12 protein-coding genes are annotated in these 15,890 nt (G+C 27.4%); 2 read left to right on the top strand and 10 right to left on the bottom strand.

Annotated features, from left to right (window positions below):
- Positions 1 to 15: 15 nt before the first annotated feature.
- Positions 16 to 1,002, bottom strand: coding sequence for a UDP-glucose 4-epimerase GalE (galE, locus tag NWE74_RS16680; RefSeq protein ID WP_258244099.1), 987 nt, complete (start codon positions 1,000 to 1,002; stop codon positions 16 to 18).
- A 309-nt stretch (positions 1,003 to 1,311) separates the two neighbouring features.
- Positions 1,312 to 3,327: a methyl-accepting chemotaxis protein gene (locus tag NWE74_RS16675; protein ID WP_258244098.1), complete on the bottom strand. Its 2,016-nt coding sequence runs from the start codon at positions 3,325 to 3,327 to the stop codon at positions 1,312 to 1,314.
- Between the two features lie 248 nt (positions 3,328 to 3,575).
- Here NWE74_RS16675 and NWE74_RS16670 point away from each other — a divergent pair, with 248 nt between their 5' ends.
- On the top strand, positions 3,576 to 3,956 hold the full coding sequence (locus tag NWE74_RS16670) for a hypothetical protein (RefSeq protein ID WP_258244097.1): 381 nt from the start codon (positions 3,576 to 3,578) through the stop codon (positions 3,954 to 3,956).
- 236 nt (positions 3,957 to 4,192) lie between these two features.
- Here NWE74_RS16670 and NWE74_RS16665 read toward each other — a convergent pair whose 3' ends face one another.
- The 3 genes from NWE74_RS16665 to NWE74_RS16655 all read right to left on the bottom strand — a co-directional run bounded on the left by NWE74_RS16665 (position 4,193) and on the right by NWE74_RS16655 (position 8,650).
- On the bottom strand, positions 4,193 to 6,274 hold the full coding sequence (locus NWE74_RS16665; protein WP_258244096.1) for a CocE/NonD family hydrolase: 2,082 nt from the start codon (positions 6,272 to 6,274) through the stop codon (positions 4,193 to 4,195).
- 88 nt (positions 6,275 to 6,362) lie between these two features.
- A complete protein-coding gene (locus NWE74_RS16660; protein ID WP_258244095.1) occupies positions 6,363 to 7,529 on the bottom strand; it encodes a DUF819 domain-containing protein in 1,167 nt (388 codons plus the stop codon).
- Positions 7,530 to 7,576: 47 nt separating this feature from the next.
- Entirely contained in the window at positions 7,577 to 8,650 is a 1,074-nt protein-coding gene (locus NWE74_RS16655) for a mandelate racemase/muconate lactonizing enzyme family protein (RefSeq protein WP_258244094.1), read from the bottom strand.
- A gap of 333 nt (positions 8,651 to 8,983) precedes the next feature.
- On the opposite strand from NWE74_RS16655, the gene NWE74_RS16650 reads away from it, so the two are divergent.
- The gene (locus tag NWE74_RS16650) at positions 8,984 to 9,553 is read left to right on the top strand and encodes a helix-turn-helix domain-containing protein (protein WP_258244093.1); all 570 of its coding nucleotides are present in this window, start codon (positions 8,984 to 8,986) and stop codon (positions 9,551 to 9,553) included.
- A 431-nt stretch (positions 9,554 to 9,984) separates the two neighbouring features.
- Here the strand turns inward: NWE74_RS16650 and NWE74_RS16645 are convergent, their stop codons facing one another.
- The 5 genes from NWE74_RS16645 to NWE74_RS16625 form a co-directional block, all read right to left on the bottom strand.
- Positions 9,985 to 10,233: a type I phosphomannose isomerase catalytic subunit gene (locus tag NWE74_RS16645; RefSeq protein ID WP_258244092.1), complete on the bottom strand. Its 249-nt coding sequence runs from the start codon at positions 10,231 to 10,233 to the stop codon at positions 9,985 to 9,987.
- 204 nt (positions 10,234 to 10,437) lie between these two features.
- Positions 10,438 to 11,658, bottom strand: coding sequence for a nucleotidyltransferase family protein (locus NWE74_RS16640; protein ID WP_258244091.1), 1,221 nt, complete (start codon positions 11,656 to 11,658; stop codon positions 10,438 to 10,440).
- Between the two features lie 126 nt (positions 11,659 to 11,784).
- The gene (locus NWE74_RS16635; protein ID WP_330666408.1) at positions 11,785 to 12,678 is read right to left on the bottom strand and encodes a DUF368 domain-containing protein; all 894 of its coding nucleotides are present in this window, start codon (positions 12,676 to 12,678) and stop codon (positions 11,785 to 11,787) included.
- Positions 12,679 to 13,087: 409 nt separating this feature from the next.
- Positions 13,088 to 14,323, bottom strand: coding sequence for a hypothetical protein (locus NWE74_RS16630; protein WP_258244089.1), 1,236 nt, complete (start codon positions 14,321 to 14,323; stop codon positions 13,088 to 13,090).
- Positions 14,324 to 14,346: 23 nt separating this feature from the next.
- Positions 14,347 to 15,888, bottom strand: coding sequence for an oligosaccharide flippase family protein (locus NWE74_RS16625; RefSeq protein ID WP_258244088.1), 1,542 nt, complete (start codon positions 15,886 to 15,888; stop codon positions 14,347 to 14,349).
- Positions 15,889 to 15,890 lie beyond the last annotated feature (2 nt).

Raw genomic sequence — 15,890 nt, 5'->3', positions numbered from 1 at the left:
GTCTTTAGCTTTTATCTATTTTGAATACCCTTTTGGATTATTACTATGCCAATTCCAAGCATCTTGTACTATCTTTTCTAATGAATCAAACTTAGGCTTCCATCCAAGGATAGTCTTTGCTCTTGCACTACTTGCTATAAGTATAGCAGGATCTCCACTTCTTCTTGGTTCTACTACTGACTTTATATCATGTTTAGTTACACTTCTTGCCACATCTATCACTTCTTTGACAGAGTATCCATTTCCATTTCCTAAATTAAATATATCACTGTCATTTCCATTTCTTAAGTACTGAAGTGCCTTATAATGAGCAGATGCCAAATCCATTACATGTATATAGTCCCTAATACATGTACCATCATTAGTGTCATAATCATCACCAAATATACTTATATGCTCTCTTTTTCCTAGTGGCACTTGAAGTATTAAAGGTATTAAATGAGTTTCAGTTTTATGATCCTCCCCAATACTACCATCAAAATATGCACCTGCCGCATTGAAATATCTAAGTGATACATACTTAGTACCATAAGCATTATCAAACCACTTCATCATTTTTTCCATAGCAAGTTTAGTTTCACCATATGTATTAGTTGGATTAGTATCATCACTCTCAACTATAGGTATGCTCTTAGGCTCTCCATATGTAGCTGCTGTTGATGAAAATACTATTTTGTCTACATTATTTTGTTTCATAACATCAAGTAGACACATCATTCCATATACGTTGTTATGATAGTATTCATATGGTTTTACCATACTTTCTCCAACTAATGAATTTGCTGCAAAGTGTATTACTGCTTCTATGTTATGTTCTTTGAATACTTTATCTAAATTTTCTTTATCTCTGATATCTACGTTGTAAAACTTATTTGTAGATATCGCTTCTTTGTGTCCAGTTAATAGGTTGTCTACTATAATTACTTCTTCATTTTGGTCTAAGAAATATTTGACAGTGTGACTTCCTATATATCCTGCTCCACCTATTATTAATATACTCATATTTTTTATTCCTCACATTTTTTATATAGTTTATTTCATTATTATAACTTATTTTGAGATATTATTTTGTATTTATTAAACTTTAAGTCCATTTTATTTAATAATTACTTCCGTTTTTTATATCTTAAACTCTCTAAATTACATACATGAATATTATATTTGTATATTTGGATTGGTTATATCGAGCATTCAGGTTATTTTTATTACTCTAGTGTTTTAATAGGATAATATACCTTGTACTTAATTTGTAGTATAAAATTAAACTTCTTCAGTATCAAATATTAATTTTACTATCAAAAAATTACTCTTTTATTTTTTTAAATTAAATTGTTCAACAAGTTCTTTTAACATTTGAGATTGACTTGATAATTCTTCACTTGCTGCTGCACTTTCTTCTGATGTTGCTGAATTATTTTGAACAACTGATGATATTTGTTCCACTCCAACATTTACTTGATTAATGTGATTAGCTTGTTCATTAGTTGCATCTGAAATTTCTTGTATAATTTGTGCTGTATCTTTTGCACCATTTATTATTTCATCTAAAGCTTTTGCAGTTTCCGAAACAATTTGTGTACCATTTTCTATTGCTAAAATTGATTTGTGTATTAAAGTTTCTGTATCTTTTGCGCTTTGTGCTGATTTTTGTGCTAAATTTCTAACTTCATCAGCAACAACTGCAAATCCCTTACCTGCATTTCCTGCGCGAGCTGCTTCAACTGCTGCATTAAGTGCTAGTATATTCGTCTGGAATGCTATATCATCTATATTTTTTATTATATTTCCTATTTCATTTGATGTTTTACTGATTTCATCCATTGCATGTATCATATCATTCATTTGTGACTTTCCTTTATCTGTTGCAACAGAAGATTGTAAAGCTATTTGTTGTGCTTTTATTGTATTTTGTGCCGTTTGATTTATTTGATCAGATACTTCATTTATAGTTGATGAAAGTTCTTCAACTGCACTTGCTTGTTCTGTTGCACCTTGAGAAAGTAATTGTGCTCCCTCTGCTACTTGCTCAGAACCTGATGCTATTTGTTCACTTGATATATTTATTTGTGATAAAGTATTATTTAAATTTCCTATTATTTTATTTAAAGCAATTAATATCGGCTCAAAATCATTTACAAATAAATTAGTTAATCTTTCTTCATCTACATCAATATTTAAGTTACCTTCAGCCATTTGTGTTAATATATGTATTAATTCATTTATCATTTGACTAATGTCATCAACTATTTTGCTTGTAGCATAAGATACTTGACCTATTTCATTATCTTCATCTAAAACTATAGTTTCTGAGTGTAAATCACCTTGTGCTAATTTATCTAATCTTTCACTACATTGTTTTAATGGATCTCCTATTTTTTTCGAAACATGTACTGCTACTATAATTCCTAATATTGTAAATGATGACGCTAATATAACTGTAGTTATTATCGAAGTACGCAGACCACCTAAAAAGTCATCCTTATTTGTCATTACTCCTATACCCCAACCATCACTATTTTCAATCGGAGCATATCCTACCATCCAAGCTTTTCCATTGAATTTTGCATCTTCATATCCTGTTTGTCCTGAAATAAGCTTTCTATCTGCATTAGCAAAAGGTATTAAGCTTTTATCACTTTGTGAATCCTTTATTGAATTTGATACACCTACATGAGAACTATCTTTATGACCTATCACTGTTCCCTCTTTATTTACAAGGTAAGCATAACTATTTTCACTTACTTTTATATTAGAAACAATCTTATTTAAAAACTCTTTATCTGGATTAAAAGTTACAACTCCAACTACATTGCTACCCTTTTCTCCATTTTCCCAAATAGGCGCTGAAACTACAAATACCATTTTACCTGTTGTTTTACTTTTAATTGGAGAACTTATATATGCTTTTCCACTCATAGCAATTTTAAAATACTCTCTATCAGTTACGTTCTTTCCGTTTACAATATCATTTCCATTTACATCTAATATTTTCCCTGATGATAATCCATATAATTGTTCTTGTTTTATTAAAATATTTTGTTTTTCTTCTATACTTATTTTGGGATCTGAAAGTTCTTTGATCATTCCAATTTGAATTACTGCATTTTCAAGACTTTCAATTTTTTGAGAAATGTTTTGAGAAACTTGTTTTGTCGTTTCTACTACAGTTTTTGATAAAATTGAATTTGCTGTTTTATAATTTAAATAACTTGTAATCGAACCTAATAATGCACAACCTAAAGCCACAAAACAAGCTATTATTAATATAAGCTGAGTTTTTATACTTTTACTTTTTTCTTTATTCTTCCTTAATATTTTAAATTTCATTTTTTATTCCCCCTTATATGTTTTTTTGTCTAATTACTATGTAATATTAATTTAAAATATAAAAATTATAGTTTCACTTGAAATAGTTAGATTTATAATTTACACTATATTTTATCATTAGTGTATTTTTTTGTAAATAATTGTATTTTTTTGTAAAATATAATATATAAGATAAATTAAACCTATACTTCTATTCATTTTTAATTTATACTATAATAAGCCAAATTTTAATTAAGGAGATATATTTTATGTCAAATAAAAAAAGATCAGTTATTTTAATAATATTAAACTTAATTTTAACTCTAACTATATTCTTTTCTGAATATATATATTCGTCATATTACAGTATATTTAGTTGGTATGAGAACTGTGGAACTCAATTTTTAGCAATTTTAATGATTTCTACACCTATATTTTTAATACTTAGTATAATTTACTATTTTTTAGGTAAAAAAAATATTGTTACAGGCTTAAACAAAAATCTTCCAATTATTTCTCTTGTAGTATTTTTAGCTCCGCTGTTATTAGATCTTAGTTTATCTTCTTTACTTATAACAATTGGTGCTTTATTAGGTTTTTGTTTATGTATAACTACAATAATAGTTTTTTTTAAAAGTATTATTAACTAAAGTTAAAGTCATTAAATGTGAATACAACAAATAAAAAAGAATACCCAATAATTTAATAATATTTAATCAATAAAAAGATGGCATATAATGCCATCTTTTTATTAATTAAATATTTCATAATTTTCTATAAAACCTTAGGATACTAACAAGTTATCAATATTTTTTCATAATAGAATATAATTATTAGATAATCTACTAAAAAGCCCAAATCAATTTACTATCTCTTTTTTACTTTATTATTTTTCTTTTCTTACAACTATTTTAGATAAATATTTGCCTCCATGATGAACTTTATTATTAGCTATAACAACAACTTCACTATTATATCCATCTTTTGTGTTGCTATTAGGGAATACAAAGTTTTTAGCACTTGATGTTATAGTGAAACGTATTTTATGACCTTTCTTAAAAGTATTAGATATCTTAGTTGTTAGTATATTAATTTTATAAACTTCATCCTTTTCTAAATACTTAGGCTCAGAGAATCCTTCTCTATATTTAGCAGAAATTATTCCATCTGCTAACTTTATAGATCTTCCATTTTCATCAACATCTGTAATTCTAACCATAAAATCAGTATCTACTGCATCCGATGATATAAATAATTCTACATTTATATCTCCAGTTATAGTGAAATCTTCCTTAATAACTTCACTTGTATAACATAATATATCCTCTCGTTTCTCTTCTTCTGTGTAATCTTCTGGAACTTCTATTTCATTTTCACTCATATCTATTATATGTGTTGATAAATTTTCAGGGTCATAGTAGTAACTATCTATTCCTTCATTTTCAACATTTTCAAATACAAGCTTTCCATCTCCACTTGAAGTATTAGCACAACCGTTACTAGTTAAGTAAATCTCTACTTGATCAGTTTGCGGTACTGGCCAATTTTGAGCAGTCTTCCATTCATTCGAACCAACTGTGTAGTACTCAACTGGTGCACTTTCATCCATTTTATTTTCAATACCTTTTAAATGTAAATCAAACCACTTTAAGAAATTTAAGTCTAAATCAAATCTAAGAGCATTAGTTCCAAAATCAACACCATGTAAATCATATCTTGAGTTTCCACTATGTTGCCATGGACCTAATATTACTTTACGCTTACCTATAGGATAGTCTTTAACTAAATCTAATGCTTCTGTCGTTCCCATTCCATTATCATCAAACCAACCAGACATAATTAACGCAGGTATTTCTTTATTTTGACTTCTTGCATGCCAGTTTGACTTATGCCAAAATTCATTATAATCTTTTTCAGATAGCCATTTTTCTAAAAAGTCGATTTTATATCCTAGCGCTTTTTCCGGTATTTTATTTAAAGGTCTTATATTTAATACTTCTTCCCAATCATCTCTTTCCATTAACTCGGGTTTAAATTTCTTTTGAGATACTGCAAATGCCCAAGCTAGCATTCCTGAAGTGAATGCTCCTCCGCGTCTTGGTAAATCAACAAATGCACTACCTGCACAAACTATACTTACAAGAGCACTAAGATATGGATTTTTACTTGCTGCAGCTGCCCACTGCACATATCCTAAATATGAACCACCTATCATACCTACCTTCTTGCTACTCCAAGGTCTATTTGCAATCCAAGTTATCGTGTCATCTCCATCTTCTACTTCAAAATAATTAGGAATCCATTCTCCTTCACTCAAGTTTCGTCCTCTAACATCTTGAATTACAACAGCGTATCCTCTTTGAACATATCTAAAGTACATTTGATTGTTTAACTCTTTCCCATAAGGTGTACGAACAAGTATAGTTGGTATATTTTCCTTCATATCCGCTGGTAAAAAAACATCTGTTGATAGCTTAACCCCATCACGAGTTAATACATCAAACATCCCTTCATACTTTACAGGATGAATTGGCTCTTTTATTTCTTCCCACTGAGATAAAACAGTATGATTTTCATATCCTTGTTTTATAAGTATAGATGCGTATTCACGATTTGGGCATAACACACCAACTATTTCATTGCCATCTAGTAAAATATTTTTTGGAAACTTAATTTTTCTTTGTATGTAGTATCCTTTAGAAGCTAATTCATATACTTCATCAAATTTTGTTATTATATTCTCTTCTTTCGTTTCAAAGAGTTCCTCATAGTAATCAAATTTTTTAGCTATCTCTAAAAAATCTATTTTGCAAAAGCTAATATATTCTTCATTTTTTTCTTTTGTTAATTCTCTTTTTTCTAAAAACTCATTTTTATATACATCTAGCTCTTTAAAAAATACTTTTTCTCCCTCAAAATAAAAATAAGCATATAGTATTCCTGATGAGTATAACTTATATTCTCTCATTATTAAGCCCCCTTTTAAGTGTTTATTTATAGCAAAAGACTATCATATTAAATATATGACAGCCTTTTATATATACTATTTTAATGTACTACAATCCGAGCACTCCTTTTATTAAATAAGCAACTGAAATTCCTGCATAATTACCACAAGCTCCAGCTAATACTCCCATTAAAAGACCTATGTTTATAAGACCCTTCCATTGTGCTCCTGATGCTACTAAAGCTGCTGTTGGTCCATCTGATATAGCTCCTACTATTGATAATATCACATATTCATACTTAACTTTGAATAAACGAGTTATCACTAAGTGTAATATTGTACATCCTATAACAACACAGAAACAGAATATCGTTATATGTAATGTTGAGCCAAAGAATTGTTTTAAATCAACTGCAAATCCGATAGTAGTTAAAAATAATAATGCTACATATAAACCTAAATCAAAGTTTCCTCTAAGTTTCTTAATTTGAGGTAATTGAGCTACTATTATAGACATCGTAGTAATTAATATTATCCTACCTGCACTTCTAAATCCTTCGCCAAACAATACCCCTGCAAGCTTTGTAGCTATTGCCACTATTGTAAATCCTATAGCAAGCATCCATGCTATATCTTGTATGCTCCACTCTTTTGCTGCCATAAGTTCTGTATGGTCTCCATCACCTAAAAGCTCTTCTTCAGTATGATGATATGGCCATATTTTATTGAAAAATTTAGAGTGTTTTAAAATTGCTGGTGAAGCAAACATAAATATTAATGTTGGTATACCTATAACATAATCTGCCGCATTAGCTGCTGCTATTGTTTCACGAGCTGCATCAAGTCCTACTGCTATAGCTGTAAGATTTGAACTACCACCTGTATATGTTCCAACAAACATACCTGCAACTTTCCATCCCTCATCTATCTTAGTAGCAAATACTAAACCAAATAAAAATGCCATTAAACAAACTGAAAATACAGCTGAAAAAAGTGCTATTATCGGTTCTTTAGAAAGCTTTCTCATTTCTTTTAAGTCTAAGCTTAATAAACAAATACAAATTGATAACGGAACACAATATCCAGATATTATGCCATATACATCATGATTAACTGGAACTATTTTTAAGTTAGAAAGAACTATACCAATTACTATAACTGTAAGCGCAGGTCCCAAAGATTTAAACATCTTATATCTTTGTAACCAAAATCCTAATGCTACAGTTAGAAACATTATAAGTAGTAAAAAATCAGGTGTATTAAAAATTGCTTCCATATTATCCCCCCTAAAAATTTATGTAACTATCAAAGATTATTTACCCTCTAAAAGTCAAACTCTATACCTAATCCTGGTTTATCTAATAATGTGAATATATCTTTATCTATTTCAAATCCACCCTTCATTCCATTTTCAGGATCTGAACAATACATAAAGCTATCACAGTCAGCCTCTGTAATATTTTTCTTAGCCGCAACTAAACTTGCTCCTGCAGTTATAGCTATTTTGCTTTCAAGCATACAACCTACCATACATCTAACATTATTAGCTTCTGCAATTGCATTTATCTTTAGTGCATTATAAAGGCCACCACATTTCATAAGTTTTATATTTAAAATATCAGCTGCATCAATTTTACATGCTTTTGCAGCATCCATAGGTGAGTGAATTGTTTCATCTAACATAACTTTTAGATTCACTTTTTCTCTTATTAATTTTGATCCATCTAAATTCCAATATGGTAAACATTGCTCAACAGCTTCTACCCCTATTTTTTCAAATTCTTTAAGTACTGCTATTGCATCATTTACACAATATCCTTGATTTGCATCTACTCTTAAACGTATATCATCTCCCACAGCCTTTCTTATTAATTGAAGAGCTTTTATATCTTCACTAGGATTTATACCCGCTTTAACTTTTAATATTCTAAATCCATCATCATTTACTCTTTGTTTTGCTTCCATAGCCATATTTTCTGGAGTATCTATACCTATTGTCATATCAGTTTGAATTTTATTATCATATCCACCAAGAACTTTATAAAGCGGTTGAGATAATATCTTACCTTTTATATCATAAAGAGCTATATCTATAGCTGCTTTAGCTGCTGTATTTCCAACTATCAATCTATTCATTAATGTATGTATTCCTTCAATGTTTAAAGGGTCCATGCCTATTAAACATGACTTAAATAACTTAAGAGTCTCTACTACTCCATCCGCAGTTTCTCCTGTCACAGGTGCAAATGGTGCAGCTTCCCCTAACCCAAAATATCCTTCATCTGTAACTACTTTTACTATTACATTGTCAGCATAATCTTGAACTGCAAATGCAATCTTAAAAGGCTTTTTTAAATTAATGCGTAACTTTTCAATTTTAATATCAACTATCCTCATGTTATCCCCCTTTTATTTATACTAATATTTAATTAAATAATACTATACTGTTTTTTACTTTTCAATAAATAATTTCATATTTTTTTACAAATATTAAAAAAGCGTGGAATTAGTATCGTTATCAGCTCATAAAAACATGTATTTTGCTCATTTTATATAAATATAATTAGAATTTTAAATATTTTTTTACTTATAGTAAAATATATTTATATAATTATACCTATATCAATTATTATCGTTTAATTTAAATAATTTTTGTGTTAAAATAAAATTAAAGTTGTTTGTATTATCTTTAAATAAAAATCTTATTTTAATATAAAAAGAGGAGTAATTATGCTTGGAGAAAAAATTAGACATTTTAGAAAAAATAAAAATATAACCTTACAAGAAATGTCAGATAAAACAGGTTTATCAATTGGATATATCTCTCAAATAGAACGGAACTTAGCCGACCCATCTTTATCTTCACTTAGAAAGTTTTCACATGTTTTAGATATTCCAACTTATTTATTAATGGATGTAGAAAAAAATAATGATAACCTTACAATAAAAAAAGATGATGTAGTTATAATGAGACAACCTAAATCTACAGTAGAGTATCACTGCCTTACACCTTTACCTGATGAGGATTTTATACCAAAATCATTAATGATTAGATTTAAATTAAATCCAAATAGTAAAGATGGAGAAACACCTTTAGTACATGAAAGTGAAGAAATTATGATGGTTGAAAAAGGAAATATTACTGTATATCTAGGGGATGAAATAATTGAATTAAATGAAGGTGATACTACTATAATAAAAGGAAATGTACCTCATCTTATCGAAAACAAAGATGATACTGAAGCTATTGGTGTATCTATATTTACACCTGCCTTATGGAAATTTCCATTTAAAAAATAGTACTCTTTCAAAATATAATTGGACCCTATAACTAATAATAGTAAAATCTATATTTAGCTAATTAAATATATAGTAAAGTAACTTTGAATTGACATTATATAACGTAAAAAAATCAGTGTCCAATTAAATTAAGAAAATATCTTATTGATATAATAAAGCCAATAGTTTAGAAATTAGATTTCTACTACTATTGGCTAAAACTTTATATCTATACTTTAACTTTTTTTACATCTCTTTTAATGCTTGTTTTTTTATGTTGTTATTTTTTAGACATAAGACTTTACAAGCTTTAAGTCTCCCTCTATTGAATAATTGCTTCCGTTATATATAGCTTCTTCTTTTATAATATTTTCAAATGAGCTTTTATCAACCCCTTCTTTTATATCACATACTAAAGATGTACCCTCCTTAACTTCTAATACATGCCAACACTATATTTTTCCATTATTATTTTCATGTTGTCTTGAATAATTATCGTCTGGGTGTACTTGTACTGATAAGGTGTCATTAGCTTGAATTATTTTGATAAGTATAGGTAGTTCTGATCCGATTGTATCTAAGAAAGTGCTGTTGCTATTGTGTACTATACTATGACCGTTTTTGTGTGTAGACAAATTCCAGTTTTCATAGCCCCATATTTTTTCACTATAAAAAGGATGTAATTTTAATATATTCCCCATGTCTATGCTCCCTAAATATAATATTGATATATATCAATATTATATTTTTATGTTGGGGTTAGTTATATCGAGCATTTAGGTGATTTTTATTACTCTTGTGCTTTAATGTGATACTATACTTTGTACTTAATTTGTAGTATAAAAAAATAACTATATTATTAATACAGTTATTTTTATCATAGTATTACTGTAATTCTAGCCGTATTACTGTAATTCTAGCCATTTTAATAGTTCGTCTTTATTTTTTGTTTCTCTGGTTGTTTTGAATATAATATTGAATTTTTCTTTTAAGGTGAATTTATTACCGAATAGTCCATATAAAATTTTATGAATATATGCTATTGGTATTAATATTTTATTTTTTTTAGCATAATTATATTTGTCTCCCCATGTATCTATAGGACCAAACATTATGTAAAATACTTTTTTTAAATATCCTTTTTCACTTTCATTTTCATCCAAATCACATGCAGACCAATTAGCATATTGCTTATGAGCATGCCTTTTTCCAAATACTCCATTTGAAAAAATTTCATCTATAAACATATTCATATTTTCTTCATCAATGCTTTCTATATGTATTTCACTTAGAATTTCCATATCAAATAGTTTATTACATATATTAAATATTACAGATGTAAATTTTATAATATTGCATTCTTTCACCTTTTTATTGAATAAGTTCCAATCAATTAAATGTCCTTGTTTTTCAACTAATACAACTAAATCACATAGCTGCCTAATTCCAAATCCAGCATCTTTGATATGATTTACCATATGCGTTATTAAATGCAGTGTCATATCTTCTAGAGATAGTGAAAGCGCATGACTTCCTCCAATATTTACTGGTATACAATTCTCCCATATATTATCTTCTATTGAATGTACACTATCAAAAAATCTACCATTTCCTAGTACCCAATGTACTTCTATATCTAAATGGTTTTTATGTTTAAATCTTATATGATGGTGATAATCATGGTCAGTAGCTGTATACCCTAGGTTTTCTAATATTGATGTGACTTTACTTAAATCTTTATCTTTCACTATTATATCCGCATCTCCCATAGTTCTTTGCTCTGGTTTAGGATAAAATTCTCGCACTATTAATCCTTTTAATGCTACTACTTGAATTTGCTCTCTAGTAAATCCATCTAATACTTTAGCAACTTGTTTTATATGATTTATTTGATACATTCCACTAAAAAATGTAGTTTTTTTCAAATCATCTAAGATTTCTTTATCCATAGTTTTTGTATAGTTTGTATTATTTATAGCTGTATATATAAGCCCCTTTACACTATGTTCATTAGCTTCTTCTATTACTTCATTCCAGTTTATATTTTCATTAATATCTAGTTCGTACTTTTGTCCTCTAATAGCATGTGACAATAGATTTATTACTACTTCTTGTGATTTATTCATTTTATACTCCCTTGTTTAAAATAAAATCAAATTATTCATAATAAATTATACACTTACCCTATTTAACGCACTATACTACACCTAGGTTATATATAGTACTACTTTTTAGTTACATAATATATAAGTTTAACTATTATAGTTTGCTTCTACATTCTCAGATTCAGTGTTTTTGTTCTTTAACACAGATTTAAGTTTTTCTAATGCAGGAACTAAAATACAACCTATAGCAAAAAATATTATACTAAATGTTGACATGCTCATAGGTGACTTAGATACTTCTAGAGATGTCGGTCCCATTATAACAGAATATATAGAACCAATCATAAGACCTATAATACAATATATAGTTTGAGGTCTAAAGGTTCTAAGTAAATATCTAACAGATCTTACAGTTGCAAACACTCCAACTAAAATTCCAAAACTAAATATTATTATACCTGGTAAATATCTAAAATCTAGCTTAAGTACTTGCTTTATAGCAGTAAGCATAGGAGCATAAAGACCAAATATTAAAAGTATAGTTGATCCTGAAATACCAGGTAACACCATTGCTGATATTGCAATCATTCCAGCTATAAATATATAGCCTATAAACCATATATTTAAATTATTAATATTTATAGAAAAACTTTGACTACTATTTTTTACTGGATTAAAACAAGTCATTGTACATACTATGATTATTCCAATTATTAAAAATACTATATTTTTCTTATTTTTAGACAATGCCTTTTGTTCTGATTTAACTATCAAAGGAATAGATGCTATTATAAATCCTAAAAATAAAGAACTTATCTCATATATATTTTTTTCAAATATAGATGTTATAAATAATACAGATAATACAAATCCAACTATCCATCCTATTCCTATTTTAGATAGAAATCTAAGTGCACTTATTCTACTTATTTTATCCTCTGATATTATGTTATTTAATGAATCCACAAAATTATCATAAAAGCCTAGTATAAATGCTACTGTACCACCTGATACACCTGGCACACTATCAGCTAGTGCCATACAAAATCCTCTTATAAAATTTAAGATATACACTTATTCCTCCATTAAAATTCTATTTGATATATAATTTGATATATAATTTTTCTATAATTCTAAATTAGCTAAAAGGCATATGTAATTAACTCATTCTATTTTTAGCTTTATAATTTTTAAATATTATATTTAATAGAAACAATTATGCTTATACTAATACCACCTAATCTAACTTACTATTATATCCAAATTAATTTAACTCTTTAATATAATAGTATTGTTCTAACCTTCAATTCTAATATTAACCTAATTAAAAATATTAAATATAAATATTTAATATTTTTCTATTTATATTTTAAATAATTTCTCGTCTTAACTAAGTACAATTACAATATCATGTAGGTTATATCAATTATTTAAAATATTTTATTATTAGTTATATATTATTATACTTTATCTTATTTATAAATTTAGATAGCAGCCTTCTCATTATTTTTTGCATTCTTTTATCCACTCTACTAATATCTACCTTATAAAACCATAGCAAATTTTTATCAACTTGTTCTACAGTATAATTTTTTCTAAACACATCTTGTATATATTTCCATCTAAAATTTCCAATATAAACTTTATTTTTTAAATCTTTAATCATAATTTTAAGTTCTTCATCTGAGTAATAAAATCCAAATTGTCGTGGATCTTGTTTTTCAGCTATTATACCAAATAATGTTCTGTAGCATTTTTCACATCTACAACAATTAGAACCTCCCTTTGACTCCCAACATACTCTTAATGGAATATTAATACTATTTTCTATCGCATATTCACATATAAATTTAATTTTTTGCTGTCTACTCACATCATAACCATCATGTTCTACACCACAGCCACAAAATTTAACATTATTATCTATTGTTGGATCTGAAGCACAAGTTACTTTACCCTTTTCATTTATTGTAAAAGATGCAGCTATATACACTTTAGATATATTATCTTTATACGTTATTGGTGCAATAAGACCTATCATTCCAATCCCATGTTGAAATCCATGCCACCATCCATCTTTTGCTTTTTTAAAAATTGATATGGTAAGTTCATATTCATTTATAAATGTTCTGAAATTTGATTTTATAAATTTACTTTCAACATTATATAAGCATGATGTATTCTTGGCATGAGATAATACCTTATTCCACCCCTGTTCATCACTTAACTTTACATCTGCTCCCCATACAGTAGCAATACTAGGTCTTTCATTTATATGTGAGAGAAAAGTATTAAATGCATCTACACCTCCACTAAATAAGCATAAACTCTTATCTGAATATTCTTTTTTGTAATCAACAACTATATTAGGCTTAATTTTACCTAAAAATTGTATTTTCGGATACATATTTATATAACCTTCTTTAAATTTGGGTATACTTAAATAGAAATCTCTATCAATTTCATCCAATGATATTTGAGCATCAAATATCCATGCTATAGGTAAAATATTACATAAAAATGGAATTACCGCTACTCCATATGGTGTACCCTCTATATTTTCATTATATTCGATATATAATTTTTCATTTTCATTAAAATATTTATTCCATTCACCTATTATTTTATAGTCATAAATTATTTGATTGTTATTAATTTTTATACTATTTATTTCTAGGCTATTCATTTTAATTTACCTCTTCTCTATAATTAAAATAGTTTCACTTTATTTATTATCTTATCAATTAAATATTTGCGTTCATCCTTACTTAATACAATTATCATATTTATTATTAATCCAGTCATACTCATCAATAGGCATGATATTATTAATATTTTCCATGAATCTACTATAATAAATCCCTTTATTGTACTACCTATTATAGTTAATGTAATTACACTCAATACTGAACTAAACACTTCAGGAAAAAACGTATTCCACTCCAATCCTAAACACTTAGCTGTAAATGGAATTGTATATATCATATTTCTAATTAAGTTGATAGTTGAACTTACTCCCGCTATTGCAAAAACTCCTAAATCTGTTGTATTTAATAATATAAAAACAATAACAGTACTTATAGCCCCTGAGCTTAGCAATAAAAGTGAATTTGTTTTAACTTTATTTGTTACAGTGAAAATATTATAAAGACATTGAGTTCCACTTGTAAAAATTAGACCAAAACAAGTTAATACAGATAATATATGTAATATACTTGCATTTTCACTAGGTACCCACAGTTGATAAAATTCCTTTCCATATAAAATAAGAATTGTTAGAGGTATGGTAAGTATAATTCCTGTTAATTTCATGCCCTGCTTTAAACTATTTTTCAATGCATTTTTATTATCATTTGCATAATCAATAGTTAATGCTGGTGCAAAAACACCATTTAAAGTTCCTGCTAAATTTACTATTACATTAGGTATCGTTTTAGCCAGAGCTAATAAACCCATTTCTATAGGACCTATAAATAAATTAGCAATTAATAAGTCTAATCCACTTAGTAGCATCTGTCCTGCTTGATTTATAGTATTCCAAATCCCTGAAGATACTAACTTTTTTACATATTTCCATTCAAAGTACTTATATTTTATATTTAAATCTGGCAGTAACTTTACTTGATAGTATTTTGAAAAAATAGTTACATACAGAGATGATATTAGTGTAGCTAGTCCTACATAATAGACTTTAGGTTTAAATAATAAAAAAGATATAAGTATAAGTATCACTTTTATTAAATTAGATTCAACTCCCCTTATAGAATTAATGTGAATTTTATTAGTTGCAAACATAGCCGTAGACCAATTAGGTAATGCAGTTGCTATAAAAAAATTTATGAATAAAATCGAAAATAATATTTTGACATCAGTTATTAAGTTTAAGGGTATATTTATTAAGCTATCTAATTTAGCAATCGTTAAAATTGATGGTATAATTAACACTATAGTTATAATTAAATTTCCTCCAAATACAGCATTATAGTATTTATTCGCTAATTTATAATCATTCTTATGTATGGCTATTGTTATAAATCTTCCTGACATAGAATTTAGGGCAATTGTTACTAAAGTAGCATAAGTAATAAATGTATTAGCAAGCGATATAAATCCATTTGCTTCTACTCCGATTGTATTTACAATGTATGGTGATAAAAAAAAGTTTATTATTAAGTTCACTGCAAAAGCAACTAAACTACTTGATATGTTAATAGCTAATTGTCTATTTCTATTTATTTCTAACGTTTGCATCT

This window comes from Romboutsia lituseburensis, from assembly GCF_024723825.1.
GTDB lineage: Bacteria > Bacillota > Clostridia > Peptostreptococcales > Peptostreptococcaceae > Romboutsia_F > Romboutsia_F lituseburensis_A.
Note: the sequence above shows the minus strand (reverse complement) of the source record. Positions and strands in the feature narration are given on the sequence as shown.